The organism is Leifsonia sp. 115AMFTsu3.1 (genome assembly GCF_004362795.1).
In the GTDB taxonomy this organism is placed as follows: domain Bacteria; phylum Actinomycetota; class Actinomycetes; order Actinomycetales; family Microbacteriaceae; genus Leifsonia.
On sequence record NZ_SNYB01000002.1, the window covers coordinates 325,786 to 350,333 of the forward strand.

The 24,548-nt window shown below is 70.0% G+C and carries 28 protein-coding genes; 19 read left to right on the forward strand and 9 right to left on the reverse strand.

All coding sequences use genetic code 11. From position 1 onward, the window contains the following. Nucleotides 1-104 precede the first annotated feature (104 nt). The gene (locus tag AXZ95_RS12530) at nucleotides 105-1,868 is read left to right on the forward strand and encodes a beta-propeller fold lactonase family protein (protein ID WP_026307317.1); all 1,764 of its coding nucleotides are present in this window, start codon (nucleotides 105-107) and stop codon (nucleotides 1,866-1,868) included. 15 nt (nucleotides 1,869-1,883) lie between these two features. Here AXZ95_RS12530 and AXZ95_RS12535 read toward each other — a convergent pair whose 3' ends face one another. Genes AXZ95_RS12535 through AXZ95_RS12545 form a run of 3 tightly spaced genes read right to left on the reverse strand, consistent with a single transcriptional unit; the run spans nucleotide 1,884 to nucleotide 3,137 of the window. After that, complete coding sequence (locus tag AXZ95_RS12535) at nucleotides 1,884-2,411, reverse strand: DUF1269 domain-containing protein (protein WP_018192467.1); 528 nt, start codon at nucleotides 2,409-2,411, stop codon at nucleotides 1,884-1,886. Nucleotides 2,412-2,454: 43 nt separating this feature from the next. After that, nucleotides 2,455-2,721: a hypothetical protein gene (locus AXZ95_RS12540; protein WP_018192466.1), complete on the reverse strand. Its 267-nt coding sequence runs from the start codon at nucleotides 2,719-2,721 to the stop codon at nucleotides 2,455-2,457. 17 nt (nucleotides 2,722-2,738) lie between these two features. Beyond that, nucleotides 2,739-3,137 (reverse strand): hypothetical protein, encoded by a 399-nt coding sequence (locus tag AXZ95_RS12545; protein WP_018192465.1) that lies wholly within the window; start codon nucleotides 3,135-3,137, stop codon nucleotides 2,739-2,741. A 140-nt stretch (nucleotides 3,138-3,277) separates the two neighbouring features. Between AXZ95_RS12545 and AXZ95_RS12550 the strand changes: the two genes are divergently transcribed. The 4 genes from AXZ95_RS12550 to AXZ95_RS12565 all read left to right on the forward strand — a co-directional run bounded on the left by AXZ95_RS12550 (nucleotide 3,278) and on the right by AXZ95_RS12565 (nucleotide 5,520). After that, nucleotides 3,278-3,544 (forward strand): hypothetical protein, encoded by a 267-nt coding sequence (locus AXZ95_RS12550; protein WP_018192464.1) that lies wholly within the window; start codon nucleotides 3,278-3,280, stop codon nucleotides 3,542-3,544. A 65-nt stretch (nucleotides 3,545-3,609) separates the two neighbouring features. After that, entirely contained in the window at nucleotides 3,610-4,212 is a 603-nt protein-coding gene (gene dcd, locus AXZ95_RS12555; RefSeq protein ID WP_018192463.1) for a dCTP deaminase, read from the forward strand. Nucleotides 4,213-4,238: 26 nt separating this feature from the next. Next, on the forward strand, nucleotides 4,239-4,766 hold the full coding sequence (locus AXZ95_RS12560; RefSeq protein WP_018192462.1) for a hypothetical protein: 528 nt from the start codon (nucleotides 4,239-4,241) through the stop codon (nucleotides 4,764-4,766). Between the two features lie 7 nt (nucleotides 4,767-4,773). Then, nucleotides 4,774-5,520: a glycoside hydrolase family 16 protein gene (locus AXZ95_RS12565; protein WP_018192461.1), complete on the forward strand. Its 747-nt coding sequence runs from the start codon at nucleotides 4,774-4,776 to the stop codon at nucleotides 5,518-5,520. A gap of 85 nt (nucleotides 5,521-5,605) precedes the next feature. On the opposite strand, the gene idi is transcribed toward AXZ95_RS12565, so the two are convergent. Next, nucleotides 5,606-6,157, reverse strand: coding sequence for an isopentenyl-diphosphate Delta-isomerase (gene idi / locus AXZ95_RS12570; protein ID WP_018192460.1), 552 nt, complete (start codon nucleotides 6,155-6,157; stop codon nucleotides 5,606-5,608). Then, complete coding sequence (locus AXZ95_RS12575; RefSeq protein WP_051087309.1) at nucleotides 6,154-7,092, reverse strand: MarR family winged helix-turn-helix transcriptional regulator; 939 nt, start codon at nucleotides 7,090-7,092, stop codon at nucleotides 6,154-6,156. The genes idi and AXZ95_RS12575 overlap by 4 nt, the downstream gene beginning before the upstream one ends. 55 nt (nucleotides 7,093-7,147) lie before the next feature. On the opposite strand from AXZ95_RS12575, the gene AXZ95_RS12580 reads away from it, so the two are divergent. The 3 genes from AXZ95_RS12580 (at nucleotide 7,148) to AXZ95_RS12590 (ending at nucleotide 9,084) form a co-directional block, all read left to right on the forward strand. Then, nucleotides 7,148-7,849, forward strand: coding sequence for a MarR family winged helix-turn-helix transcriptional regulator (locus AXZ95_RS12580; protein WP_231374500.1), 702 nt, complete (start codon nucleotides 7,148-7,150; stop codon nucleotides 7,847-7,849). Between the two features lie 150 nt (nucleotides 7,850-7,999). Then, entirely contained in the window at nucleotides 8,000-8,725 is a 726-nt protein-coding gene (locus tag AXZ95_RS12585) for an alpha/beta hydrolase (RefSeq protein WP_018192458.1), read from the forward strand. Next, nucleotides 8,725-9,084: a cupin domain-containing protein gene (locus AXZ95_RS12590; RefSeq protein WP_018192457.1), complete on the forward strand. Its 360-nt coding sequence runs from the start codon at nucleotides 8,725-8,727 to the stop codon at nucleotides 9,082-9,084. Before AXZ95_RS12585 ends, AXZ95_RS12590 begins: the two co-directional genes overlap by 1 nt. Nucleotides 9,085-9,099: 15 nt before the next feature. Here AXZ95_RS12590 and AXZ95_RS12595 read toward each other — a convergent pair whose 3' ends face one another. Next, entirely contained in the window at nucleotides 9,100-10,530 is a 1,431-nt protein-coding gene (locus tag AXZ95_RS12595) for an MFS transporter (RefSeq protein WP_018192456.1), read from the reverse strand. Nucleotides 10,531-10,676: 146 nt separating this feature from the next. Here AXZ95_RS12595 and AXZ95_RS19710 point away from each other — a divergent pair, with 146 nt between their 5' ends. Continuing rightward, nucleotides 10,677-11,663 carry a hypothetical protein gene (locus AXZ95_RS19710; protein WP_026307316.1) on the forward strand — a complete coding sequence of 329 codons (987 nt, stop codon included), beginning with the start codon at nucleotides 10,677-10,679 and terminating at the stop codon, nucleotides 11,661-11,663. 4 nt (nucleotides 11,664-11,667) lie between these two features. On the opposite strand, the gene AXZ95_RS12605 is transcribed toward AXZ95_RS19710, so the two are convergent. Next, nucleotides 11,668-12,399 carry a GTP pyrophosphokinase family protein gene (locus tag AXZ95_RS12605; RefSeq protein WP_018192455.1) on the reverse strand — a complete coding sequence of 244 codons (732 nt, stop codon included), beginning with the start codon at nucleotides 12,397-12,399 and terminating at the stop codon, nucleotides 11,668-11,670. 80 nt (nucleotides 12,400-12,479) lie between these two features. Between AXZ95_RS12605 and AXZ95_RS12610 the strand changes: the two genes are divergently transcribed. The 7 genes from AXZ95_RS12610 (at nucleotide 12,480) to AXZ95_RS12640 (ending at nucleotide 18,818) form a co-directional block, all read left to right on the forward strand. Continuing rightward, nucleotides 12,480-13,109 carry a pyridoxal 5'-phosphate synthase gene (locus AXZ95_RS12610; RefSeq protein ID WP_018192454.1) on the forward strand — a complete coding sequence of 210 codons (630 nt, stop codon included), beginning with the start codon at nucleotides 12,480-12,482 and terminating at the stop codon, nucleotides 13,107-13,109. A 35-nt stretch (nucleotides 13,110-13,144) separates the two neighbouring features. After that, nucleotides 13,145-13,684 (forward strand): ATP-binding protein, encoded by a 540-nt coding sequence (locus tag AXZ95_RS12615; protein WP_043742624.1) that lies wholly within the window; start codon nucleotides 13,145-13,147, stop codon nucleotides 13,682-13,684. 51 nt (nucleotides 13,685-13,735) lie between these two features. Next, a complete protein-coding gene (locus tag AXZ95_RS12620; protein ID WP_026307315.1) occupies nucleotides 13,736-14,581 on the forward strand; it encodes a siderophore-interacting protein in 846 nt (281 codons plus the stop codon). Between the two features lie 165 nt (nucleotides 14,582-14,746). Further along, nucleotides 14,747-16,609, forward strand: coding sequence for a molecular chaperone DnaK (dnaK, locus tag AXZ95_RS12625; RefSeq protein WP_018192451.1), 1,863 nt, complete (start codon nucleotides 14,747-14,749; stop codon nucleotides 16,607-16,609). A 2-nt stretch (nucleotides 16,610-16,611) separates the two neighbouring features. After that, complete coding sequence (locus AXZ95_RS12630; protein WP_018192450.1) at nucleotides 16,612-17,277, forward strand: nucleotide exchange factor GrpE; 666 nt, start codon at nucleotides 16,612-16,614, stop codon at nucleotides 17,275-17,277. A 132-nt stretch (nucleotides 17,278-17,409) separates the two neighbouring features. Beyond that, the gene (locus tag AXZ95_RS12635; protein ID WP_018192449.1) at nucleotides 17,410-18,402 is read left to right on the forward strand and encodes a DnaJ C-terminal domain-containing protein; all 993 of its coding nucleotides are present in this window, start codon (nucleotides 17,410-17,412) and stop codon (nucleotides 18,400-18,402) included. Between the two features lie 2 nt (nucleotides 18,403-18,404). Further along, on the forward strand, nucleotides 18,405-18,818 hold the full coding sequence (locus tag AXZ95_RS12640; RefSeq protein ID WP_018192448.1) for a MerR family transcriptional regulator: 414 nt from the start codon (nucleotides 18,405-18,407) through the stop codon (nucleotides 18,816-18,818). Nucleotides 18,819-18,911: 93 nt separating this feature from the next. Here AXZ95_RS12640 and AXZ95_RS12645 read toward each other — a convergent pair whose 3' ends face one another. Then, entirely contained in the window at nucleotides 18,912-19,649 is a 738-nt protein-coding gene (locus AXZ95_RS12645) for a cysteine hydrolase family protein (RefSeq protein WP_018192447.1), read from the reverse strand. A gap of 117 nt (nucleotides 19,650-19,766) precedes the next feature. Here AXZ95_RS12645 and AXZ95_RS12650 point away from each other — a divergent pair, with 117 nt between their 5' ends. The 3 genes from AXZ95_RS12650 (at nucleotide 19,767) to AXZ95_RS12660 (ending at nucleotide 23,040) form a co-directional block, all read left to right on the forward strand. Further along, complete coding sequence (locus AXZ95_RS12650; protein ID WP_018192446.1) at nucleotides 19,767-20,663, forward strand: hypothetical protein; 897 nt, start codon at nucleotides 19,767-19,769, stop codon at nucleotides 20,661-20,663. A gap of 143 nt (nucleotides 20,664-20,806) precedes the next feature. Next, a complete protein-coding gene (gene tdh / locus AXZ95_RS12655) occupies nucleotides 20,807-21,850 on the forward strand; it encodes an L-threonine 3-dehydrogenase (protein WP_026307314.1) in 1,044 nt (347 codons plus the stop codon). A 2-nt stretch (nucleotides 21,851-21,852) separates the two neighbouring features. Further along, complete coding sequence (locus tag AXZ95_RS12660) at nucleotides 21,853-23,040, forward strand: glycine C-acetyltransferase (protein ID WP_018192444.1); 1,188 nt, start codon at nucleotides 21,853-21,855, stop codon at nucleotides 23,038-23,040. Between the two features lie 74 nt (nucleotides 23,041-23,114). Here the strand turns inward: AXZ95_RS12660 and AXZ95_RS12665 are convergent, their stop codons facing one another. Then, nucleotides 23,115-24,497 carry an alpha/beta hydrolase-fold protein gene (locus AXZ95_RS12665; RefSeq protein WP_018192443.1) on the reverse strand — a complete coding sequence of 461 codons (1,383 nt, stop codon included), beginning with the start codon at nucleotides 24,495-24,497 and terminating at the stop codon, nucleotides 23,115-23,117. Nucleotides 24,498-24,548: the final 51 nt, after the last annotated feature.

The following is a 24,548-nucleotide window of genomic DNA, read 5'->3' on the forward strand; positions in this document are numbered from 1 at the left end:
GGAGACTCGCCGAGGACCGGCACGTCGATTCGCATCCGCAGAGACGTCGCGGCTCCGTGGCGGAGGGGAAGAGCGTGCGCTCTCGCAAGATGGATGGTCGGGCTGTGTCTGCGCGCTGGGGTGCCGCTGTGGCCGTGGTCGTCGGCGCCGTGACGTTGAGCGTCGGCGTGCCGATCGCAGCGGCGGCGGACTCGGTGGTGAGCACGATCCCGGTCGCCTCCACGACGGCCTCGGCGACGCCGACCGTGGTGGTGTCGCCCGACGGCTCGCGGCTGTACGTGTCCGACACGAACGCCGGGACGGTGTCCGTCGTCGACACCGCCACCCTGACGGTGCTCGGGACGATTCCGGTCGCGGGTCCCATCGGGCTCGCGATCTCGGCGGATGGATCACGCCTGTACGTCGTGTCGACGAACCCCGCGAACGTCCTCGTCGTCGTCGACACCGCGACGCGGGCGGCCGTCGCGTCCGTCCCGGTCGGGTCGTCGCCTGCGGGAATCGCGATCTCGCCGGACGGCTCCCGCGTGTATGTGAGCAACTCCAGCGGAAACGGGTCGACCGCTGTGTCGGTCGTCGACACCGCCACCAACACGCTCGTCACCAGCATCGTGGATGCGCCGGGGCCGCGGTCGATGATCGTGTCGCCCGACGGGAGCCGGCTCTACGTCTCGCACACCGCTCCTTCGTCTCACGACATCTCCATCGTCAGCACGGCGACGAACACGGTGACCGGAACCGTCGCGATCGGCGCGTTCGCGGATGCCGCGACCGGCTTCGCGATCTCGGCCGACGGCAGCACCCTCTACGTGGCGAGCGCCAACGTGGGCCTCGTGCGAGTGGTCGACACCGCCACGGGGACCGTCACGGCCGCCATCCCCGCCGGTCCCGGCGCGTACGATGTCGCCCTCACTCCCGACGGCACACGGCTCTACGTGACCGACTCGACCGCGAACGCGGTCTCGGTGATCGACACGGCGACGAACGCGGTCGTCTCCACGATCGCGGTCGGCGTGACGCCGCGCAGTTTCACCATCTCGCCGGACGGCGCCTTCGCCTACGTCGCGAACACCACGTCGGACACCGTCTCCGTGATCGGGATCGACACGTTCCCCGCGATCACCACGGCGACCGTCCCGGGCGGCGCGATCGGTTCGTCTTACTCGACCGCCATCGCGACCACCGGATCCCCGGCGCCGACGCTCTCCGTGAGCGCGGGAGCGCTGCCTCCCGGACTCTCGCTGGCCGGCGGCATCCTCAGCGGCACGCCGACAGCCGTCGGCTCGTACACGTTCACGCTCGCCGCGAGCAGCACCGTCAGCGGCATCCCGGCGACGGCCACGCAGTCGTACACGCTCGTCGTCGCCGCCCTTCCAGCCGACGCTCCTCTGAACCTGATCGCGACAGCCGCCGGCGTGACCGCCGAGCTCAGCTGGACCGCACCCACCTCCGACGGCGGGGATGCGGTCACCGGTTACCGCATCGAGCGCAGCACGGACGGCGCCGCGTTCACCACGCTCGTCGGCGACACCCAGTCCACCGCTGTCACTTTCACGGATACCGGCGTCACCGCCGGCCACACCTACCGCTATCGTGTGTTCGCGCTCAGCAGCGCCGGGGCGAGCGCGCCGTCCAACGTCGCTGCGGTCACGTTCCCTGCCGTCGCCACGCCGGTCGGCAGTACCCCGATCGGCAGCGCCCCGCCCACCCCGACCGACGGCTCCGCCGCAACGGATGCGCAGAGCACGCTGGCGGATGCGGGCAGTGACGTCACCGCCGGTAACGTCACCGGCCCGCTGTCCCTCGCGCTCGGTCTGATCGCGGCGGGCGTGTTCGCCGGCGTCGCGCGTCGCCGCAGCCGGAAGGCCTGATCCCGCGGCCGACCGTCAGTCCGCCGCGTCCTGCACCTCGTTCTCCAGCTTCTCCTCGTCGACGGCGATCTCCCTCTTGGTGATCCCGGTCGCGTTGGTCAGCAGCCGTTCGATCTCGCCCGCCTCGCTCGGGTCGACGACGACCACGATCCCGGAACTCCCCGCGTGCAGGGTCTCGCTGATCGCCTTGAGGTCTTGCGCGGACGACTTCTTGGAGATGTGGCCGGCGAGCGCGCCGATGCCCGCACCCGAGCCGCCGCCCACGAGGAGCGCGCCGCCGAGCGCGACGGCTGGGAACAGCGCGACGACCAGGCCGCCGGCGAGCCCGATGGCCAGGCCCTTCCGACCACCGTGGTGCTTGCCGCCGTCGTCCCGCTTCGGGATGGAGACCTTGCCCTCCTTGTCGCGCACCACCACTGCCGCATCGAACGAGGCGTGATGTCCGCGCTCCTTGTAGTGGGCGTGGAGGCGGTCGAAGTCCGCCACCGCCTCGTCCTCGCTCGCGTACTGGGCGGCGATCGCCACATACGGTTGATCGGTCATTTTTCCTTCACCTTTCTTGACGTACTCGGTCGTCTTGACGAGCTCAGTCGTCCGGTGTCTCGACCTGCTCGAGCAGCTCGCCGTCCGGCACCGTGCCCGGGATGGTCTTCTCATAGAGGAATGCGGCCGCCTCCGGCCACGCGCTCGCCTCCGCCAGCCGGTAGACCGCGACCGCCTGGGCGCCCGCGAAGGTCGTCGCAGCCCGGATCAGCGCGGGCGGAGCGGCGCTCACCACGGGGAGCTGAGCGCTGAAATCGTCCTCATCCTCATCCGGGTGCAGGAAGAGGGCTCGGTACGTCTCAGCGCTCACGCGACACCTCCGGGCGGCTAACGGCGCAGTTCTCGGCCGTGCACCGTGACCGCGTAGATCACGAGCACGTCCAGGGCGATCGCGATGATCGACCACCACGGCTGCGCCGGCAGCGACATCACATGAGACACGGCGCTGATCGCGGCGATGATCACGACGACGACGCGCGCCCACGTGGCCCCCTGGAGCAGGAAGAGGCCGGCGAGCAGCATCAGAACGCCGACGATGAGCGACCACCACCCCCACGCCGCCACATTGAACGAAGCCACGCCGCCCCCGGACCCGACGAAGTAGGCCGTGTTGGGGCCGATGATCGCCATGATCCCGTAGAACAAGTCGATCGCCGCCCCGATGAAGAGCATGACCGCCGCGAAATAAGCCCAGCCGATCCAGCCGGTGGTTCTGACGTCCGACATCTCGCACCTCCCAGTGATCCTGTTGGGCGAATGGTGCGCCTCCGACAGCACTTCTGGCTATGCACCACTTGTCCCGGCCGCGGAGGGTCGGCGGCAGGTGCTGTCTAGCCGCGGCGCGTCAGGAGGTTCACACTTCGGCCATGAGTGAAGCCGACATCACGGCACCCACCACGCTCGGTCCCGGTTATGTTCCGGGTGGGATGCCGTTGAAGATCCATCTCGGCGAACCGGAGTACGCCGCCCTGGTCCGCATCGCCCAGCACCGGCACACGACCGCCGCGAAGATGGTGGAGGAGCTCGTCCTCCACGCCCTCGCGCGTGCCGACGTCCCTCCGCCGGTGCAGGGGCCCATCAAGCGCCCGCACACCACCTACGACGACGCGACCCAGGGGTTCCGCCGAGACTGAGCACACACGAAGGGACAGCCGAGAACGACGGGTGCGCGACCACGCCCACCCGATAGGCTGGCCACGTGCTTCTCTCCGATCGCGACATCAAGGCCGAGCTGGGTGCCGGGCGGATCTCTCTGGAGCCGTTCGAGGCGGAGATGGTCCAGCCGTCGAGCATCGACGTGCGGCTCGACCGGTTCTTCCGGCTGTTCGACAACCACAAGTACCCCTTCATCGACCCGGCGGAAGACCAGCCCGAGCTGACGCGGTTCGTCGAGGTGGATGCGGACCAGCCGTTCATCCTGCACCCCGGCGAGTTCGTGCTCGGGTCGACGTTCGAGCTGGTGAGCCTGCCCGACGACGTCGCGGCGCGCCTGGAGGGCAAGAGCTCGCTCGGCCGGCTGGGACTGCTGACCCACTCCACCGCCGGATTCATCGACCCGGGGTTCTCGGGTCACGTGACGCTGGAACTCAGCAATGTCGCTACGCTTCCGATCAAGCTGTGGCCGGGCATGAAGATCGGCCAGATGTGCTTCTTCCGGCTGTCGTCCGCCGCCGAGCGGCCGTACGGATCGGCGGAGTACTCGTCCCGCTACCAGGGGCAGCGCGGGCCGACGGCATCCCGGTCGTACCTCAACTTCCACCGCACCGACGTCTCCACCACCGAGGCGGGTCGTCCCGCCTGACCCGCACGCCGACCGAGAGGGGCACCATGAGCGAGACCACCGACGCGGCCTTCGCACGGGCCCTGATCAGTTCGGGTCCGATGCCGGAGAACCCGCAGCGGATGCACCTGTTCGGCCGGCTGGTCGGCAGCTGGACCGCCGATGTCCGGCTGCTCGACGAGCAGACCGGCGTGTGGGGCGAGTCCACCAACGAGTGGATCTTCGCCTACACGCTCGGCGGCCGGGCGGTGCAGGACGTCCTCGTCATCCGCGACGAGACCGACCCGGACGGCACCCGCGGCCGCGGCTCGACGGTCCGCGTGTACGACACGGCCCTCGGCGCCTGGCGGGTCAGCTGGTTCGGAGCGGCGGCCGGCGACTTCTGCACCCTGGTCGCGACGCCCTACCGCCGTGACGGCATCCGGCAGGACGGCACACAGACCGATGGCCGCCCCATCCGCTGGAACTTCTCCAACATCACCGACGACTCGTTCGAGTGGGACGGCTGGGTCTCCGACGACGAGGGCCGCACCTGGTGGCTCGAGCAGCACATCGACGCCACCCGCACGGGATGAGGCCGGCGTGGTGTTCGACGACTTCGACGCGCCGCAGCTCGACCGCTCGGTCTGGCTTCCGCACTACCTGCCCGCGTGGAGCTCGCTCGCCGAGACGCGTGCGAGCTACCTGATCCACGACTCCCGCCTGGAGTTGAGCATCCCGCCGGATCAGGGCCTGTGGTGCCCGGACGAGCACCAGCCCCCGCTTCGGGTCTCCGGGATGCAGACCGGCAACTTCTCCGGACCGGTCGGTTCGACCATCGGGCAGCAGCCATTCCGCGACGGACTGCGCGTCCGGGAGGCGCAGGAGGAGTTCCGCGGCTGCCTGGTCGACCGCGGCACGGTCGGCATGCGCGCCTCCCTCTACCTCAGCCCGCGGTCGATGGCCTCGCTCTGGCTGGTCGGCTTCGAGGACGAGCCGGAGCGCAGCGGGGAGCTGTGCGTGATGGAAGTGTTCGGCCGCGACGTCGAGGAGGACGAAGCGCTGGTCGGGATGGGTTTCCACGCGTTCCGCGACCCGCGCCTCGCCGAGGACTTCGAGCGCATCCGGCTGCCGATCGACGTGACCGAGCCGCACGCCTACGAAGCGCACTGGGACGGCGACGAGGCGACGTTCCGGGTGGACGGCCGGGTGGTGCGAATACTGGATGCGCCCCCGCAGTACCCGCTGCAGCTCATGCTCGCCGTGTTCGACTTCCCGGAGTGGCCGGATGACCGCGCGGGCGGAGTGTTCGTGCCGACGCTCTCGGTCGACCGGGTCTGGGCGAACTGATTCGTGCCATCAGGGATGCCCGCGCGGGCATACGCCGCGCTAGTTATCCACAGTCAATTTCACAGGTGGAAAATATGAGCAGGACTCACAGCTGGCCCGAAGCTTCGAGGCTCTGGTCGGCGTACAGCGCGGGCAGCTGCAGGGTCAGCCAGGGGCTGAACGCCCACGGCGTCTCGCCGACGGCCGAGAGCAGAGAGCGCGGGTCGGCCCACGCCCACTCGGCGACCTCGCTCGCGGCGGGCGACAGCTCGCCGACGACGGTCGCGGTATAGACCGGGCACACTTCGTACTCGACGATTCCCGCCGCATCCACCGCGCGGTAGCGGAAATCCGGGAGCGCGATCGTCAGGTTGTCGATGCGGGCGCCGAGCTCGTGCTCCGCGCGCCGGACGACCGCATCCTCGATCGCCTCACCGGGGCCGGGGTGCCCGCAGAACGAGTTGGTCCAGACCCCGGGCCACGTCTTCTTCGTCAGAGCGCGGCGGGTGACCAGGATGCGACCCTCCCCATCGAAGAGGTGGCACGAGAAGGCGAGGTGCAGCGGAGTGGATTCCGTGTGCACCGTCGCCTTGTCCGCCGTGCCGATGGGCGTGCCGTCCTCGGCGAGCAGCACGACCTCTTCGCGGGGTGGCGTCATGCGTCCATACTAGGCGCGCCATCCTGCGACCCGGCCGGGCGTCCCGGCTGCCAGCCGAGGTTGCGCGCCATGGTCTCCAGCGTGCTCATCGTGGTGGCGTAGTCCTGCTCCGAGATGCCGTTCGCGAGCTCGGTGCGCACAGCCTGGACGCGGGTGAAGGCCTCGTCGTGAGCGGCGCGTCCCTCGTCGGTCAGCGTCGCGCGGTCGCCGTCGAACCAGACCCAGCCGCGCTCGACGAACTCGGCGAGGACGCGGTGGATGCGGTGGGCGCCCCGACGTCCGTCGCGGCGATCGCGGTCGAACGGGTGGTGGCGGTGGCCCCACGGTCCGCCGAAGTCGCGAGCGGGGCCCGGGAACGGGTATCCGCCGGGGAAGGGGCCGCCGACGTGCGGCGGGTAGGCGGCGAAGGGGTGGCCGGCGCGCACGGTGCCGAAGGCGAACCCGCGGTCGAAGCCGCGCTCGTACCCGCGTTCGAAGGCGTTCGGGTGGTCGTGGCCGTGGTGGTCGCCGTGGTGCCCGCGCTGGTCGCCGCGGGGGTCGTCGCCGTGGTGCTCATGTGCGCCGCCATGCTCGGGGGAGGGACCGGCCGGTCGCTCGTCCCGCGGCTCCTGGCCGCGCCATCCCGGGCGGAACCCATGGCCGTGGCCGTAGCCGCGCCCGAATTCACGGCCGCCGGACTTCTCCGGCCGGTCGCCTCGGTCGCCTCGGTTGCCATGGTCGCCTCGGCCGCCGTGCGGCATCCGGGCGGCGAGCTCGTCGGGAGTCGCGGGTCCGTCGACGAGCGTGTGGAGGATGCGCCAGCTTCCGCGGCGCAGTCCCTGGTCGGCCAGCGCGTCGCGCATGCGGTCGTGCAGCCGGCCTTCGATCACGCCGAACCAGTATCCGGGCGGCGTCTGTGCGGGTGGTGTCTGTGCGGAGTCGTCGATGTTCGTCATCGTGGACTCTCCTTTCGATGTATGTACTGTTACAAGTCAATGTATAGTTACATGCATGAGCGATGGACGTCAAGAGGATCCGCCGATTCCGCCAGAGGCGGACATCGTCGCCATGGTCGAGAACGCACTGCTCGCGGTGCGCCGCGACCAGTCGCGGAGGCGCCCGCCGTGGGCCGATGGAATGCCCCACGGCCATGGGCACCACGGGGGTCGTGGCGGCCACTGGGGCAGCGGTCCCTTCGGTGCAGGACCGTTCGGGGCCGGTCCCTTCGCCCCCGGGTCGGGCGGGTCCGGGGCCGCGCCGGGCGGTCCCGGTGCACCGGCCGGCGCGCCCTTCGGCGACTCCGCGCGCCCCGGTCCCGGACGCCGGGGCCGCGACGGCTCCCTCGGCCGCATCGCCCGGGTGCGGATGCTCGAGGCGCTGGAGGGGGCAGAGGCCGACGGTCGCAGCCTGTCGGTGGGCGGCGTGGCCGAGGCCATCGGCGTCGACCAGCCACGCGCGAGCCGCCTGGTGCAGGAGGGAGTGGAGCGGGGACTCGTGCGTCGGGTGCCGGACCCGTCCGACGCGCGGCGTGCGCTCATCCAGCTCACCACCTCCGGAAAGGCTCAGCTGACCGAGCTGCGGTCGCACCGCCGCTCCGCGGTCGAGGCGGCGCTGTCGGCCTTCACGCCGGAGGAGGCACGCACCTTCGCCGAGCTCTTCGACCGCTTCGTGCGGGCGTGGCCGCGCCCCGGCGAGAGGGACGCTGAGAGCTGACCGCATCCTCTTGCCGCCGCCCCGGCCGCTCCCTATCCTGGGGCCCTCCCGGCTCGCGGGCGACGGCGCACCCGGTCGCATGAACCGCCTCACCTCGCTTCGCTGACGATGGTCGTCGAGCGGCCGGCGAGTTCAGAGACGAGACCCGCGATGACCGATAACGCCGCTTCCTCTCCCACCGTCGTGCTCGTGCACGGCGCCTTCGCCGACGCCGGCAGCTGGGCGGGGGTGGTCGAACTGCTGCTCGCCGAGGGCGTGAAGGTGCAGGCGCCCGCGAACCCGCTGCGCGGCCTGGCCGCCGACGCCGCCTACGTCCGCAGCGTGATCGAGCAGATCGAGGGTCCGGTGCTGGCCGTCGGCCACTCCTACGGCGGTGCCGTGATCACGAACGCCACGACCGGTCTCGCCAACGTGCGCGGCCTCGTCTACGTCGCCGCGTTCGCGCCGGACGAGGGGGAGGCGCTCGGGGATGTGGAGGCCGGCTCGACGGACAGCGTGCTGAACGCGGCGCTCAAGCCGGCGACGTATCCGACCGACGGCGAGCCCGCTCCAGAGCTCTACGTCGACCCGGCACGGTTCCATGAGGCGTTCGCCAGTGACCTGCCGCCGGACCAGTCGGCCGTGCTCGGGGCGTCGCAGCGGCCCGTCGCCGCGGCCGCTTTCGCCGAGAAGACGGGGTCGCCCGCGTGGAAGAACCTCCCGTCGTGGGCGGTCGTCGCCGCGGGCGACAAGGCGGCCGGTGCCGATGTGATCCGCTCGATGGCCGAGCGGGCGGGCGCCGATGCGATCGAGCTGGAGGGCTCGCACGTGATCATGATCTCGCAGCCGCGCGCCGTGACCGACCACATCCTCCGCGCGCTCAAAGCGGTCTCCTGATGTCGGATGCGCTGGCGGGCAAGCTGCGGCGCACGGAGGTGCAGCATCAGCCGTCGTCGATCCCTGGGCGCGAGATCGTCCAGGTGCTGACCGAGATCCCGGTGGGGGTGGAGTCGGGCTGGCACATCCACCCCGGTGAGGAGGTCGGATACATCCTCGCCGGGTCGGTGGAGATGCGCATCCACGACCGGCCGACGCTGCACCTGAACGCGGGCGACGGGTTCCTCATCCCGCCCGGCACGCCGCACAACGCGCTGGATGTGGGGCCGGGCACCGGCGAGATGCTCTCGACGTACATCGTGGAGGTGGGGGAGCCGCTCGCCGTCTTCGTCGACGAGGGCGACCCCGTCGTGGAATGAGCCGAGCCCCGCCCGTCAGGCGGCGGACCGGCGCGGCGCCCGCACCGGCAGGAGCAGCGCGAGGCCCGCCGCCAGCACGAGCACGATCGCGAGGATGCCCCAGTACTGCGCTCCGCCGACCGCCACGAACACCGCGAACAGCGTCGGCGCCAGGAACGACACCGCGCGACCGGTCGTCGCGTAGAGCCCGAACACCTCGCCCTCGCGCCCGGCCGGCGTCACCCGCGCGAGGAACGTGCGGCTGGCCGACTGCGCCGGCCCGACGAAGAGGCAGAGCACGAGGCCGCCGACCCAGAATGCGGCGGCGCCGAGGTCGTGCGTGAAGAACACCGCCAGGCCGGCGACGATCAGTCCGATGAGCGAGGTCACGATGACCGACTTGGGGCCGAAGCGGTCGTCCAGCCGGCCGGACAGCAGCGTGCTGACGCCGGCGACGACGTTGGCCGCGATGGCGAAGATGATGACCTGTCCGCTGGTGAACCCGAAGGTGCCCTGGGCGAGGATGCCGCCGAACGTGAACACGCCGACCAGGCCGTCCCGGAACAGGGCGGACGCGATCAGGAAGAGGACGGTGTTCCGGCTCTCCTTCCAGAGCTTGCCGATGTCGCGCACGAGCACCGCGTACGACCGGAAGAAGCCCACGCGTGGGGTGCGCGCGTTCGGCGGGATCTCGGGCACGACGAACAGGACGGGGAGCGAGAAGATCAGCGTCCACGCCGCCGCGATCAGCGCGATGATGCGGATGTTGAGGCCGTCCTCGGTCGGAACATGCAGCAGACCGCCCGAGCCCGTCACCATCCCGAAGTACACGATGAGGAGCAGGACGATGCCGCCCAGATACCCGGCGCCCCAGCCGAACCCGCTCACGCGCCCGACCGTCTTCGGCGTCGACACCTGCACCAGCATCGCGTTGTAGTTGACGGTCGCGATCTCGTAGAACACCGTCCCGATCGCCACAAGCGCGACGCCGAGCAGGAAGTACGACGGCTCGCCGACCACGAAGAACATGCATGCGGTGACCAGCACCACGACGCCGGTGTTGACCCCCAGCCACAGCTTGCGACGTCCCGATCCGTCCGTGCGCTGGCCGAGCACGGGAGCAAGCAGGGCCACGACCGCGCCGGCGATGCCGACGCCCCACGCCAGACCACTCGACAGCACGGCGACAGCGGCGTCGTACGCGGCATGCGCCGGTCCTGACGTACTGGCCTCGGCATCCCGAGCCGCCACGATCGACGGCGAGACGAAGAGGCTGCTGGTCAGGTAGACGGTGAACACGAAGGTCGTGATGACCGCGTTGAAGGCGGCTCCGCCCCAGTCCCAGGCCGCCCAGGCGACCACCCACCCGCGGGGGATGCGGCGGTCGGTCGCGCTGTCGGCGAAGAGCGGGCTCGCGGTCGTCACCAGGGCGTCGCCGTCGACGCCGCGGGGTTCGGCACCTGTCATAGCCACAGCGTAGGGCGTGGCGGGGAACGGCCGGTGAACGGCGCGGCTCCGCGACCGCACGGTGGCCTTTTGGGTGGCCGCACGGATTCAGCTCACCGCTGGGCCACCGGTATCGTGACGAGCACCCGACCCGTGGAGGTTCCATCGTGAGCACCGCCTCGTCCGCCCCGAACCCGTACGCGTGGGTGCGGCACCTGCTGCCCCGCGTGGTGATCGGCGCGCTGATCGCCGCCGCCCTCGTCGGCGTCTACGCCGTCATCCTCGGCCGGTTCGACGACACCTGCTGGCGGCTGATCGGCACCATCGCCCTGTTCGTCTTCTTCGCCCTGATCTCCTGGTACGACGCCGACGTCTCGGCGCGGCGGGCCCCGTGGTTCGGCGCGGTCAGCGTCGTCACGTCGGTGTACCTGTTCGGGATCGGGCTGTGGAAGGTGTGGGTCCCGGACGTGCAGCCGGTCGACGGCCTGTACGGGTCCGACGGCTACGACCCGTGGTGGCAGCCGTTCTCCTGGTTCCTGCTCGTGCTGGTGACGCGGATCGGCCTGCTCCACATCCACCTGGTGCTGAACACGCAGCGCCGGTTCACCGGGCCGATCATGAGCAAGGTGACGGTCGCGACCCTCGTGCTCGTCGGGTTGCTGACCGCCGGGCTGTCGCTGCCGCTGATCTGGACGCACGTCGACTTCGGCGAGACGTACTGGCGTGGAGTGGCCGTGGTGGCCATTCTGGATGCGCTCGGCACGGTGCTCATCCCGCTCACGTACTCGCTGTTCGGGCCGAAGGCGGTGCGCCCCGCACCGGCGCCCTATGCCGGTCCGGGCGCGATGCCGTACGCGCCGCCGCCCGTGCAGGCTCCCGCCCAGGGTCCGACGTTCGCGCCGCCCGCGGCGCCGGCTGCTGCTCCCGGCTGGACGCCGACCGCTCCGCCCACGCCCGTTGCGGCACCGGCACCCGCCGCCGCGCCCGCCTCCGCCGCGGCGCCCGTCTCCGCCGCCGCGGCGCCCACCTCCGCCTACCCGCGCCTCGACGCCTCCGCGGGACTCCGGCTCGAATGGCCGCGCTACATCAACGGCCAGCCGCTCCCCGCGCGTCCCGACGGCACGCCGGACTTCACCGGGGTGGTCGGCTACTGACCGCTCAGCGCGACGCGGGGAGGCTGTAGACCGTTCCCCGGTCGTCGCCGCGCACCTGCCGGTGCAGGTCCTCCATCGTGAGGTCGAGCTGGCTGGCCGTGCCTGCCGCTGCGGTCAGATCGCGCAGCAGACCGGCCGGCACCTCGCCGTCGTACTTGTAGTAGATCTTGTGCTCGAGGCTGGCCCAGAAGTCCATCGCGACCGTCCGCAGCTGGATCTCGACCGGCACCAGCACCGGCCCGTCGCTGAGGAAGACGGGAACCTCGACGATCACGTGCAGGCTCTTGTACCCGTTCGACTTCGGATGCGCGATGTAGTCCTTCACGCGCAGCACCCGGACGTCGTCCTGCGCGGTCAGCAGGTCGAACACCCGGTACACGTCGGAGACGAAGCTGCACACGATCCGGATGCCGGCGATGTCGGTGATCGCCTCGCGGATCGCATCGAAGCTCGGCTCGCAGTTCTTGCGGATGACCTTCTGCTCGATGCTCTCGGGCGACTTGAGGCGGCTCGAGAGGTGCTCGATCGGGTTGTAGTCGTGGAGCTCGGCGAACTCCTCGCGGAGGATGCTCACCTTGGTCGAGATCTCGTCGATGCCGAACTTGTACGGCATGATGAACCGCGCGAAATCGTCCCGGAACGCCTGCACCTCGCTGAGCGTCGCGGGGTCGATGTTCTGCAGCGCCTCGATGGCGCGCGTGGAGAGGAGCGGGGCTGCGGCGGGATCCGTTTCCATGATCCCGACGCTATCGACGGTGCTTGTGCGGCCGGTGTGAATCGCACCGGGCCGCGCGGTGCCGGGCCTATGGTGACGCTATGGCCCACACGCTCACCGGAGACGCCGACTTGTTCCTGCCGGAGTTCGACGACCCGCCTGCGGAGCCGGGCGGACTTCTCGAGGAGTGGGTCCGCCGGGCGAAGGAGCGCGGAGTGCGCGAGGCGCTCGCGGCGACGCTCGCGACCACCGACGAGGACGGCGCGCCGGATGCGCGCACCGTCGCTCTGAGGCGCCTCACGGCCGACGGCGTCGAGTTCGGCACGTCGTCGGACAGCCGGAAGGGACGGCAGCTCGCGGCCGATCCGCGCGCCGCCGTCGTGCTCTACTGGCGAGAGCTCCTGCAGCAGGTGCGGGTGACCGGCCGGGTGGAGCGGCTCGGCGACGACGAGTCCGACGACCTGTTCGCGCGCAGGACGCGTGAGGCGCAGGCCGCGACGATGGTGAGCGAGCAGGACGCGCCCCTCGACGACCTCGACCTGCTGCGCGCCGCCGCCCGCGACATCCTGGCCGCGGAGGGTCCTATCGGTCGGCCGGAGAACTGGTACGCGTACCGCGTGGTGCCCGACCTCATCGAGTTCTGGCACGGCAGCCCGGACCGCCTGCATCGTCGGCTGCGCTACCTGCGGGTCGACGGCGGCGCGTGGACGGTCTCGCGCGTCCAGCCGTAGTGGTCGGGGACGAAGCGGTGGTCGGGGAGGAAACCGTGGATGCGACGGCCCGGCCGGTCCTCATCCTGTATTGCGGGCTGCCGGGCGCGGGCAAGACGACGGCGGCGCGCGAGCGGGCGCGCGAGACCGGCGCCATCGGGTTCAGCCCCATCCGTTTCAGCCCCATCCGTTTCAGCCCTATCCGTTTCAGCACCGACGAGTGGATGGCCGACCTGGGACTCGACTACTTCGACCCGCTGCGCGACCGGGTGCAGGCGCGGCTCGACCGGCTGTGGCGGGAGCTGCTCGAACACGGGCAGAGCGTGATCCTCGAGGACGGGTCGTGGACGCGGGCGGAGCGAGACGAGCTCCGGCGGGTCGCGCGGGGTTTCGGGGCGATCACCGAGCTGCACGTCTTCGACATCCCCGTCGAGGAGCTGTGGCGACGACTCGAAGGGCGCAACGAGCGTCCGGGTCACGGAGAGGTTCCGATCACGCGAGAGGTGCTCGACGAGTCGCTCCAGAGGTTCGAGGCTCCCGATGCCGCGGAACTCGCGCTGTTCGACCGTTGGATCGTGCACACGAGTGGATCGTGATCACCGTGCCAGATAAGGTAAGGCTTACCTAATCTGGCGACGGGAGCTCCGATGGCACGAACCAACATGCAGGCGACGCGCGTGAAGCCGGAGCGCTCCGAGTTGCTCGTCCTGCACGTTCTGCGCCGCGAACGGATCTCGTCCGGGTTCGTCCGCGTGACGCTCGGCGGCGGGGACATCGAGCGGTTCGTGCCGCTGGGATACGACCAGTGGTTCCGGCTGTTCATCCCGGTGGGCGACGACTCGACCCTCGACCGGCTGCCCACGAAGCTCGACACCCTGGCCTACGCCCGCTACCTCGCCATCTCGAAGGCCGTGCGCCCGGTGCTGCGCAACTACACCGTCCGGGCCTTCCGGCCGGACGGTCCCGAAGGCCCGGAGCTCGACGTGGACTTCGTCCTGCATCGGGCGGCCGACGGCTCCAGCGGTCCGGCCGCATCCTGGGCGGAGGGATGCGCGCGCGGCGACGCGGTCGCCATCATCGACGAGGGCCGCACCTTCGCTCCGGCCGCGGAGATCGCGCACCTGCGGATCGTCGCCGACGAGACCGGGCTTCCCGCTGTGGCCGGAATCCTGGCCTCTCTCGCCGAGCGCTCCAGCGTCTCGCCGGGGCTGGAGGGCACCGCGGTCATCGAGGTGCCGAACCCGGACGACGTGCAGGAGCTCATCGCGCCGGCCGGGATGGATGTGCGCTGGGCTGTCCGGGGCGAGCGCGGTGGCGTTCCGGGCGCGCTCGCCGCCGATGCCGCGCGATCGCTCGCCGTCCCCGCGGTGCGCTCGTACGGCTGGGCTGTAGGCGAGTCGGAGCTGGCGGTCGGGATGCGCAGGCACTGGCTCTCCACCGGCTCGGCGAAGGCCGACATCGTGTTCTGCGGATACTGGAAATCGCGGCACTGACGGGGAATACGTATCCCCTCTCCAAAGTTGAGTCTGGTGTACTCAAGTTTTGGGCTTGACGTCTTGACACCATCCCTTGTGGATGACAGTCTTGAGCCGTCGAGGCTCAAGTCTTGACCACAGACTTTCACGGCCACAAGCCAGCAACAAAGGAGAGAAGCACACATGTCACGTGCAGTAGGAATCGACCTCGGAACCACCAACTCCGTCGTCGCGGTGCTCGAGGGCGGCGAGCCCACGGTCATCGCGAACGCGGAAGGTTTCCGCACCACCCCGTCGGTGGTCGCCTTCACCAAGGACGGCGAGGTCCTCGTCGGCGAGACCGCCAAGCGCCAGGCGGTGACCAACGTCGACCGCACCATCTCGTCCGTCAAGCGCCACATGGGCACGAACTGGACCCAGGAGATCGATGGCAAGAAGTACACGCCGCAGGAGATCTCGGCCCGCATCCTGCAGAAGCTGAAGCGCGACGCCGAGCAGTACCTCGGCGACACGGTGACCGACGCGGTCATCACCGTCCCGGCGTACTTCAACGACGCCGAGCGTCAGGCCACCAAGGAGGCCGGTGAGATCGCGGGCCTCAACGTGCTCCGCATCATCAACGAGCCCACCGCTGCCGCGCTCGCGTACGGCCTCGACAAGGGCAAGGAGGACGAGCTCATCCTCGTCTTCGACCTCGGTGGCGGCACCTTCGACGTCTCCCTGCTCGAGGTGGGCAAGGACGACGACTTCTCGACCATCCAGGTGCGTGCGACCGCGGGTGACAACCGCCTCGGCGGCGACGACTGGGACCAGCGGATCGTGGAGTGGCTGATCAAGCGCTTCAAGGACTCCACCGGCGTCGACGTCTCCAAGGACAAGATCGCGCTGCAGCGCCTGAAGGAGGCGGCGGAGCAGGCCAAGAAGGAGCTGTCGTCGAGCATGTCGACCAGCATCCAGCTGCCTTACCTGTCGCTCACCGAGAACGGCCCGGCCAACCTCGACGAGACGCTCACCCGCGCCCAGTTCGAGCAGATGACCAGCGACCTCCTCGACCGCACCAAGAAGCCGTTCCAGGACGTCATCCGTGAGGCCGGCATCAAGGTCTCCGACATCGCGCACGTCGTGCTCGTCGGTGGATCGACCCGTATGCCCGCCGTCTCCGAGCTCGTGAAGCAGGAGACCGGCAAGGAGCCCAACAAGGGCGTGAACCCGGACGAGGTCGTCGCCGTCGGCGCCGCACTCCAGGCCGGTGTCCTGAAGGGCGAGCGCAAGGACGTCCTCCTCATCGACGTCACCCCGCTGTCCCTCGGCATCGAGACCAAGGGCGGGATCATGACCAAGCTCATCGAGCGCAACACGGCCATCCCGACCAAGCGCAGCGAGACCTTCACCACGGCCGACGACAACCAGCCGTCCGTCGCGATCCAGGTCTTCCAGGGCGAGCGCGAGTTCACCCGCGACAACAAGCCGCTCGGCACCTTCGAGCTGACCGGCATCGCCCCGGCCCCCCGCGGCATCCCGCAGATCGAGGTCACCTTCGACATCGACGCCAACGGCATCGTGCACGTGTCCGCCAAGGACAAGGGCACCGGCAAGGAGCAGTCGATGACCATCACCGGCGGGTCCAGCCTGCCGAAGGAGGACATCGACCGCATGGTGCGCGAGGCCGAGGAGCACGCGGCCGAGGACAAGAAGCGCCGCGAGTCCGCCGAGACCCGCAACCAGGCCGAGCAGCTCGTCTACTCGATCGAGAAGCTGATCAAGGACAACGAGGACAAGCTCCCCGAGGACGTCAAGAACGAGGTCCAGGGCGACGTGGACGGCCTCAAGACCGCCCTCGCCGGCGACGACGACGAGGCGGTGAAGACCGCGTACGAGAAGCTCAGCTCCAGCCAGCAGAAGCTCGGCGAGGCGATCTACTCCTCGGCACAGCCGACCGAGACCCCGGCCGGTGAGGCGGGCGACGGCCAGCAGGCCGGCGAGTCCTCCTCCGACGATGAGGACGTCATCGACGCCGAGGTCGTCGAGGACGAGGAGAAGAAGTAATCATGTCGGACCAGAACGGCGGCTCCCCGGAGCCAGAACACGAGGAGCCGATCATCCGCGACAAGCGGAGGATCGACCCCGAGACCGGGAAGGTCCGGCAGCCCGAGGGTGAGCAGAAGGCGGACGACGCCGGCGAGCACGACCTCGCGCACGAGGAGCTCGTCGACGTCGGACCGGCCGAGAACCAGGAGGAGGGTCCCATCCTGAGCGATGACGACCTCGACATCCTGTCCGGCCAGACGACCGCCGAGCAGCTCGCGGCCGAGCGTCTCGCCGACCTCCAGCGGGTGACCGCGGAGTACGCGAACTACCGCAAGCGCACCGAGGCCAACCGTGAGATCGAGCGCGAGCGTGCGGTCGGCGATGCGGTGAAGGGGCTCATCCCCGTGCTCGACGACCTCGAGCGCGCGGAGAAGCACGGCGATCTGGGGGAGGGCAGCGCGTTCTTCACCATCGCCGCCAAGCTCCGGACCGCGGTCGAGCGTCTCGGCCTCACCCCGTACGGCGAGAAGGGCGAGCCCTTCGACCCGCAGATCCACGAGGCGATCTTCCAGCAGCCCACCCCCGGCGTGACGGCGGACACCGTCGCCGAGGTGGTCGAGACCGGCTACCGGCTGGGCTCCACCACCGTCCGGGTGGCGAAGGTCGTCGTCGCGGTGCCGGCCTGACCCGGCGACACGGCGCACGGCATGGCGGAGCGGCGGGGAACGGTTCCCGCCGCTCCGCTCGGCCTGTGCGCGCAGGATTTTTCATGCAGACTTCATCCACGAACACCGACAACGACTTGAGAGGAGGCGCCCGTGGCTAGCCAAGACTGGTTCGACAAGGACTTCTACAAGGTCCTTGGCGTCTCCAAGGACGTCAGCGAGGCGGACCTCAAGAAGACCTACCGCAAGCTCGCCCGCAAGTACCACCCCGACTCCAACCCCGGCGATGCCGCCGCGGAGGCGAAGTTCAAGGAGATCAGCGAGGCCTACTCGGTGCTCAGCGATCCGGAAGAGCGCAAGGAGTACGACCAGATCCGCGCCATGGGGACCGGTGCCCGGTTCACGGCTCCGGGATCCGGCGCCCAGGGCGGCTTCGACGACGTCTTCGGCGGGATGTTCGGCCAGGGCGGAGCGGGCGGCCAGCGCTACACCTTCCAGCAGGGCGGCGGCGACTTCGACGACGTCTTCGGCGGGCTCTTCGGCAACGGCCGGTTCGGCACGACGACCGGCGGGTTCCGCGGCTACGGCGGCCCGACGCGCGGCCGTGACGTGACCGCACACACCACCATCGACTTCGTGACCGCGACCCGCGGCGAGACCATCACCCTGCAGGCGTCCGACGGCAAGCCCATCAAGGTCAAGATCCCCGCCGGCGTCGCGGACGGACAGAAGATCAAGCTGCGCGGCAAGGGCCAGCCGAGCCCGGACGGCGGGGAGGCGGGCGACATCGTGCTCACCGTCTCTGTGCGCAAGCACCCCGTCTTCGAGCGCGACGGCCTGAACCTCCGCGTCAACGTCCCGGTCACCTTCGCGGAGGCCGCGCTCGGCGCGACCATCGAGGTGCCGACGCTCGGCGGCGACCCCGTCAAGCTGCGCGTCGCCCCAGGAACACCGAGCGGCCGCGTGCTGCGCGTGAAGGGCCGCGGCGTCGAGACCAGCAAGGGCACCGGCGACCTGCTCGCCGTGGTCCAGGTCGCCGTCCCGTCGCACCTGTCCGCCGACGCCAAGGAGGCGCTCGAGGCGTTCGCCGCGAAGCTTCCCGACGAGAACCCGCGCGACGACATCCTGGCCAAGGCCCGGAGCTGACGATGGACGAGCACAGCCAGGTCTTCGTGATCTCGATCGCGGCGGAGCTCGCGGGCATGCACCCGCAGACGCTCCGCCAGTACGACCGGCTCGGACTCGTCAGCCCCAGCCGCACGGCCGGAAAGTCGCGCCGCTATTCGATGCGCGACATCGAGAAGCTGCAGGAGATCGCCCGCCTCGGCTCGGAGGGCGTGAGCCTGGAGGGCATCCGCCGCATCCTCGAACTGGAGGATCAGGTGGGCGAACTCCGCGGCCGCGTCCGGGAGCTGGAGAGCGCCCTCGCGGACGAGCTCCTGAACCGTCCCGGCCGCCGCGTGTTCGCGGCGGGCTCGGAGGGCGAGGTCGTCTCGATGCGCGCAGGCACCCGCGTGCGCCGCAGCAACCAGCTCGTCGTCTGGCGCCCCCTCGAGCGCTGACGCCCTCCGCCCTCCCTCCATCTTCCGTCGAAGTGCACGTCGTGGCCGCTAAATCCCCGAAATAGCCGCCACAACGTGCGCTTCGGCGCCGGGTCAGAGCGACGAGACGCCCTGGCCGACGTAGAGGGTGTTCTGGATGTTGTGCGCCTCGGTCGCGGCGATGTCGTCGTCGATCCCGGCCCGCACCTCGCGCATGAGCTTGTGCAGTTCGGCGTGCTTCTCCGGGAGCCGTGCGTGGCCGGTGCTGTCCCACAGGTTCGACACCGGCAGCGTGTCACCGGCCTCGACCGCGAGCGTCCACTCCTCCGTCGTCGCGACGGCGGCGAACTCCGACTGCATCGTCACCAGCACGCTGCGGTGGAGGGCGTCCGCCGAGATCGCGCCTGCCTCGTTGACGAGGTCGAGCGTGCCCGTGGCATCCGACAGGAACTCGACGGTGAACCCGAGCTCGGACGCATCCCGAGCCGTCCCCGCGCAGCAGTGCTGCGTCATGTAACCGGCGATGGTGACCGTGTCGACGTCGTTGGCCCGCAGCCAGCTCTCGAGATCGGTGCCGGGGAACGCCGAGACGCTCCCCTTGGTCACCACGTGCGCGGGCGTGCGGTCGATGATCGTCTCGTGCAGCGCGGCGCCGTCCGAGCCGCGCGCGAAGACCGGCGACCCCTCGTCCTCGATGTGCTGCACCACGACGACCGGCACGCCGTGGTCGTCGGCCGCGTCCCACGCGACCTCGATGTTGGGGATGGACTCCATCAGATCCGGGTAGCAGATCTTCAGGTTCCCGGTCACGTACTCGTTCTGCAGGTCGATCACGATCAGCGCGCGCTTCATGGCTGAACTCTAAAGGTCTCGCCGTCGTGTCGACAGCGGATCTCGACAATATGCTCCTGGTCGAACGTCGGAGGTCCATGACAGGCTGGGCTCTACCACCTCACATTGGAGCCCAGAGTGCGAAATGTCTCTCGTCAGTACCGAACGATCGCGGCGGCGGCGATCATGGCCATCACCGGGGCCGGCTTGGTCATGCCGGCCGAGCCGGCAGCAGCATCAGCCGTCGACCCGTCCAGCCGGGTCAGCGCGCAGGCGCAGGAGGTCGGGCATGTGACCGCACGAGCAGAGCTGGTGGATCCCGGATGGACCACCTCGAACCCGGCGCGCGTGGGCGACGCCGTCGCCATCCGCACGACGATCGCCAACACCGGAAGTGTCGCGCTCAACGGCACGCGCTGGAACAGAGCCGACGACCCCGGCTCTCCGTGGGGCGTCCGAGAAGACCCGCTTCAGCCCGGGGAGCAGTTCGTCGCGACGCTGAAGCACGTCGTCACGCCCCTCGATCTCCGAGTCGGCTACATCGACTACACCGTGGAAGTGAGCGCCTATTGGGAGGCGTCCCAGGGTGGCTACCGGGTGCTGTCGGCCCGCTCGCAGGCCGTGACAGTGCTGCCCGCGGCGGTGGTCGGCGATGTCCAGCTGGTCGCGCAGGTCAACGGACTGTACGTGACGGCGGAAGACGAGGGCGAGCGGCCGCTGATGGCGAACCGGTCGCAGGCCGGGCTGTGGGAGCAGTTCACCGTGCTCAACAACGGCGACGGAACCGTCAGCCTCCGCGCCGGCGCCAACGGCAAGTACGTCGTCGCAGAAGATGAGGGCGCCAGCGCGCTCATCGCGAATCGCACCGCGATCGGTCCCTGGGAGAAGTTCACGGTCGTCCCCAACAGGGACGGCACGATCAGCCTGCTGGCGGTCGCCAACGGAAAGTACGTGAGTGCCGACAACGCGGGTACGGGCGCGCTCATCGCCAACCGGACGACCATCGGCGCGGCGGAGAAGTTCCTGATGCAGTGACAACTCGAGGTGGTCGGCGCCATCGTCGTCATCGACGACTCACCCGATGCTGCGAGGACTAGGCTTTTGCTCGGCCGCCCGCGCCCACAAGGCGCACCGGCGGCCGAGCGATGAAGCACACCGACTCCCACGAGGAAGCGACGATGAGAGCCCTGTTCAAGAGCGAGGCCGGGCCCGGCCTCGAACTGGTGGATGTCCCCGAGCCCGAGATGGGTCCGGAAGATGTCCGGATCCGCGTTCTGCGCACCGGCATCTGCGGCACCGACCTGCACATCCAGCGCTGGGACGATTGGGCGGCGTCGGCCGTGAAGGCCCCGCTCATCCCCGGCCACGAGTTCTTCGGCGAGGTCGTCGAGGTCGGACCGCTGGTCCGCGATGTCGAGGTCGGCGACCTGGTGTCCGGCGAAGGGCACATCGTCTGCGGCACCTGCCGCAACTGCCGAGCCGGCCGCCGCCAGATGTGCATCCGTACCCAGGGTGTCGGGGTGCAGCGCGACGGCGCCTTCGCCGAGCAGCTCGTCCTCCCCGCGACGAACGTCTGGGTGCACCACAGCGCCATCGAGCCGGAGGTCGGCGCCCTGTTCGACCCGCTCGGCAACGCCGTCCACACCGCGCTCGCCTTCCCGGTCGTCGGCGAGGACGTCCTGGTCACGGGATGCGGTCCCATCGGCCTGATGGCCATCGCGGTCGCCCGCCACGTCGGCGCCCGCTTCATCGTCGGCACCGACATCAGCGCACAGCGGCTCGAACTCGCGCGCGGGATGGGCGCCGACTTCACCGTGGACGTGTCGCAGCACGACATCCATGAGGCCCAGAAGGCGCTCGGCATGCGCGAGGGCTTCGACGTCGGCTTCGAGATGAGCGGCGCCCCCACTGCGCTGCCGTCGATGATCGAGAACATGAACCACGGCGGCCGCATCGCCATGCTCGGGCTGCCGTCGAAACAGATCGCCGTCGACTGGGGCATCGTGGTCACCCACATGCTGACCCTCAAGGGCATCTACGGCCGCGAGATGTTCGAGACCTGGAACGCCATGGGCGCGATGCTGCAGACCTCTGTCGAGCTGCACGACGCGATCGCATCGATCGTCTCCGACCGCTTCCCCGCCCGCGACTGGGAGAAGGGGTTCGCCGCCGCCGCGTCCGCAGGCGGGGGCAAGGTCATCCTCGACTGGACGGAGGTCTGAATATGTACGGGAGCTTCCGGGAGCACATCGCGACACAGCTGCAGGAGATCGAGGAGGCCGGCCTCACCAAGCGCGAGCGCAGCATCCACGGCCCCCAGTCGGCGCTGATCACCGCCGACGGCCAGGAGGTGCTCAACTTCTGCGCCAACAACTACCTCGGACTCGCCGATCATCCGGCCCTCCGGGACGCCGCCAAGACAGCGCTCGACGACTGGGGCTACGGGATGGCGAGCGTGCGCTTCATCTGCGGCACCCAGGAGCAGCACCTCGAGCTGGAGCGGCGGGTGTCGCGGTTCCTCGGCACGGAGGCGACCATCCTGTTCTCCTCCTGCTTCGACGCCAACGGCGGCGTGTTCGAGACGCTGTTCGGCCCGGAGGACGCCATCGTCTCCGACGAGCTGAACCACGCATCCATCATCGACGGCATCCGCCTGTCGAAGGCCCAGCGGTACCGCTACAAGAACCGCGACCTGGCCGACCTGCGGGCGCAACTGGAGGCGGCGCGTGACGCAGGAGCGCGCTTCATCGTCATCGTCACCGACGGCGTCTTCTCAATGGACGGATACATCGCCCCGCTCGCGGAGATCTGCGACCTGGCGGACGAGTTCGGAGCCCTGGTCTTCGTCGACGACTCGCACGCGGTCGGTTTCGTCGGGAAGCACGGCCGCGGCACGCCCGAGTTCTGCGGGGTGTCCGACCGCGTCGACATCTACACGGGCACCTTCGGCAAGGCGCTCGGCGGCGCGTCCGGCGGCTACGTCTCGAGCCGCCGCGAGATCGTCGACCTGCTGCGGCAGTGCTCGCGGCCGTACCTGTTCTCGAACACCCTCGCGCCGTCGATCGTCGCGGGAACCCTCGCTGCGCTCGACCTGCTGGAGCAGTCCGACCATCTGCGGGCGCAGCTCGTCACCAACGCGGAACTGTTCCGGCGGCTGATGACCGAGGCGGGATTCGAACTGCTGCCTGGGGCGCATCCCATCGTCCCTGTCATGTTCGGGGATGCCGCGCTCACCGCGCGCATGGCCGACGAGATGCAGCGCCAGGGCGTCTACGTGACGGCGTTCTCCTACCCCGTGGTGCCGAAGGGCCGCGCGCGCATCCGCGTGCAGCTGTCGGCCGCGCACACGGAGGAGGAGATCCGCCGCTGCGTGGATGCGTTCGTCGCGTCGCGGGAGGCCGTCGCCGCGTAGGACGAGATTTGCGCCAAATCTCCGTTATGAGCGACGGATAACCGAGATTTGGCGCAAATCGTGAGGGGGTGGGCTCAGTCGTCGAGCGACGCGCGCGGCCGGCGCAGCGTCACACCGCGGCGGGCGAAGAACAGGCCGAGCGTGATGATCAGGAACACCGCGAGCACCGACAGGTCGACCATCGCGACCGTCCCGCCGACCGCCGCCGCCTGCGTCAGGCCGCACGCCCGGCCGGTCTGGTCCGCGGCACACAGGAACCGGTCTCCCTGGCCTGTCGCGCCGGTCTTCACCCACGATCCGATCAGCTGGTTGTAGCCGGTGGCCAGGCCTTTCACGAGGGTCGGACCGGAGTGGCCTTCGCCGGGCACGGCCCAGTAGGTGACCTTCCAGCCGGCGTTCTCGGCGGCGGTCGCGGTGTCTTCGACCTGCTGGCGGAAGTGCCGGTCCTCCGCGCCGGCCACGAAGATCCCGACCGTCGGCCGGGGGTAGTCGTTGGCGGCGAGGACGTTCGCCGGCCAGGTCTTCTCGTACGCCACCTGGTCGCCGCCGAAGTAGCGGTCGCGGGTGACGGTCGGCCGGTACTCGCCCGGCTTGTCGGGCCCGGAGACGTCGATGACCGCACCCCACGTGTCCGGGTACTTCGCGCCCAGGTACGCAGCGCACTCGCCGCCGTGCGAGAAGCCGGCGATCACGCGGTCGGCGCGGTCCGGCGACGCGGGGAGGTTCGCGTCGATCCACGCGGGGACATCCTGCGACAGGTACGTGTCGAGCTTGCCCGCGGAGGTGTCGGCGCACGGCGGGTTCTTGTCGACGGCGCCGAGCTGGTCGACGACGAGCACGAACGGCGCCTGGTCGAGCCGCTGCTGCCCGAGGCTGTGCAGGGCGTCGAGAGTGGCTCCGAGCGTCGGGTTGCCGGGCTGCCCCATCATCATCTCGACGACCGGACGCGTGCCCGACGGGTCGCGCAGCCACCCGGGCGGCACGAACAGGTGCGCGGCCCGCGCCTCGAAGCCGGAGCGGGTGGCCGGGATGCGCACCGCCAGCTGGTAGCCCTCGGCGAGGGTCTTCGCCGTGACGGGGATGCTGCGGCCGGCGACGATGGGCCGGGCCAACGCCGGCTGCACGGTGACACCGACCACTCCGACCGTCAGTACGGCTGCGACCGCGGCGACAGCGATGCGCGCACCCCGCTGCCCGGCCGACTGCAGCACATCCCCGATCGCCAGCGGCAGCACGGTCGCGGCGAGCAGCACGGCGAACCAGCCGGCACCGGTCAGATCCGGGCGGGGCAGCAGTACGACGCCGAGCACGACGAGGGCGAGTCCGACGAGCTGCCCGGCGATCACCGCGATGACCGTCGCGGTCGCACGGAACCGCCAGGCCCGGCGGGCGAACCGGTACGTCGGGTACGCGCCCACCACGACGAGGGCGGCGGCGAGCCAGGCGAGCGCGGACATCCTTGTCAGTCTAGGTGCGCCCGTGTCCGTGGTCCGGGAGGAGCCTGCGTC

Excerpts from the sequence above, each read along its gene's own strand:
- AXZ95_RS12535 (WP_018192467.1), bottom strand. The coding sequence starts at position 2,411 with ATGACCGATCAACCGTATGTGGCGATCGCCGCCCAGTACGCGAGCGAG.
- AXZ95_RS12545 (WP_018192465.1), bottom strand. The coding sequence starts at position 3,137 with ATGTCGGACGTCAGAACCACCGGCTGGATCGGCTGGGCTTATTTCGCG.
- AXZ95_RS12550 (WP_018192464.1), top strand. The coding sequence starts at position 3,278 with ATGAGTGAAGCCGACATCACGGCACCCACCACGCTCGGTCCCGGTTAT.
- AXZ95_RS12560 (WP_018192462.1), top strand. The coding sequence starts at position 4,239 with ATGAGCGAGACCACCGACGCGGCCTTCGCACGGGCCCTGATCAGTTCG.
- idi (WP_018192460.1), bottom strand. The coding sequence starts at position 6,157 with ATGACGCCACCCCGCGAAGAGGTCGTGCTGCTCGCCGAGGACGGCACG.
- AXZ95_RS12575 (WP_051087309.1), bottom strand. The coding sequence starts at position 7,092 with ATGACGAACATCGACGACTCCGCACAGACACCACCCGCACAGACGCCG.
- AXZ95_RS12580 (WP_231374500.1), top strand. The coding sequence starts at position 7,148 with ATGAGCGATGGACGTCAAGAGGATCCGCCGATTCCGCCAGAGGCGGAC.
- AXZ95_RS12585 (WP_018192458.1), top strand. The coding sequence starts at position 8,000 with ATGACCGATAACGCCGCTTCCTCTCCCACCGTCGTGCTCGTGCACGGC.
- AXZ95_RS12590 (WP_018192457.1), top strand. The coding sequence starts at position 8,725 with ATGTCGGATGCGCTGGCGGGCAAGCTGCGGCGCACGGAGGTGCAGCAT.
- AXZ95_RS12595 (WP_018192456.1), bottom strand. The coding sequence starts at position 10,530 with ATGACAGGTGCCGAACCCCGCGGCGTCGACGGCGACGCCCTGGTGACG.
- AXZ95_RS12605 (WP_018192455.1), bottom strand. The coding sequence starts at position 12,399 with ATGGAAACGGATCCCGCCGCAGCCCCGCTCCTCTCCACGCGCGCCATC.
- AXZ95_RS12610 (WP_018192454.1), top strand. The coding sequence starts at position 12,480 with ATGGCCCACACGCTCACCGGAGACGCCGACTTGTTCCTGCCGGAGTTC.
- AXZ95_RS12620 (WP_026307315.1), top strand. The coding sequence starts at position 13,736 with ATGGCACGAACCAACATGCAGGCGACGCGCGTGAAGCCGGAGCGCTCC.
- dnaK (WP_018192451.1), top strand. The coding sequence starts at position 14,747 with ATGTCACGTGCAGTAGGAATCGACCTCGGAACCACCAACTCCGTCGTC.
- AXZ95_RS12630 (WP_018192450.1), top strand. The coding sequence starts at position 16,612 with ATGTCGGACCAGAACGGCGGCTCCCCGGAGCCAGAACACGAGGAGCCG.
- AXZ95_RS12640 (WP_018192448.1), top strand. The coding sequence starts at position 18,405 with ATGGACGAGCACAGCCAGGTCTTCGTGATCTCGATCGCGGCGGAGCTC.
- AXZ95_RS12645 (WP_018192447.1), bottom strand. The coding sequence starts at position 19,649 with ATGAAGCGCGCGCTGATCGTGATCGACCTGCAGAACGAGTACGTGACC.
- tdh (WP_026307314.1), top strand. The coding sequence starts at position 20,807 with ATGAGAGCCCTGTTCAAGAGCGAGGCCGGGCCCGGCCTCGAACTGGTG.
- AXZ95_RS12660 (WP_018192444.1), top strand. The coding sequence starts at position 21,853 with ATGTACGGGAGCTTCCGGGAGCACATCGCGACACAGCTGCAGGAGATC.
- AXZ95_RS12665 (WP_018192443.1), bottom strand. The coding sequence starts at position 24,497 with ATGTCCGCGCTCGCCTGGCTCGCCGCCGCCCTCGTCGTGGTGGGCGCG.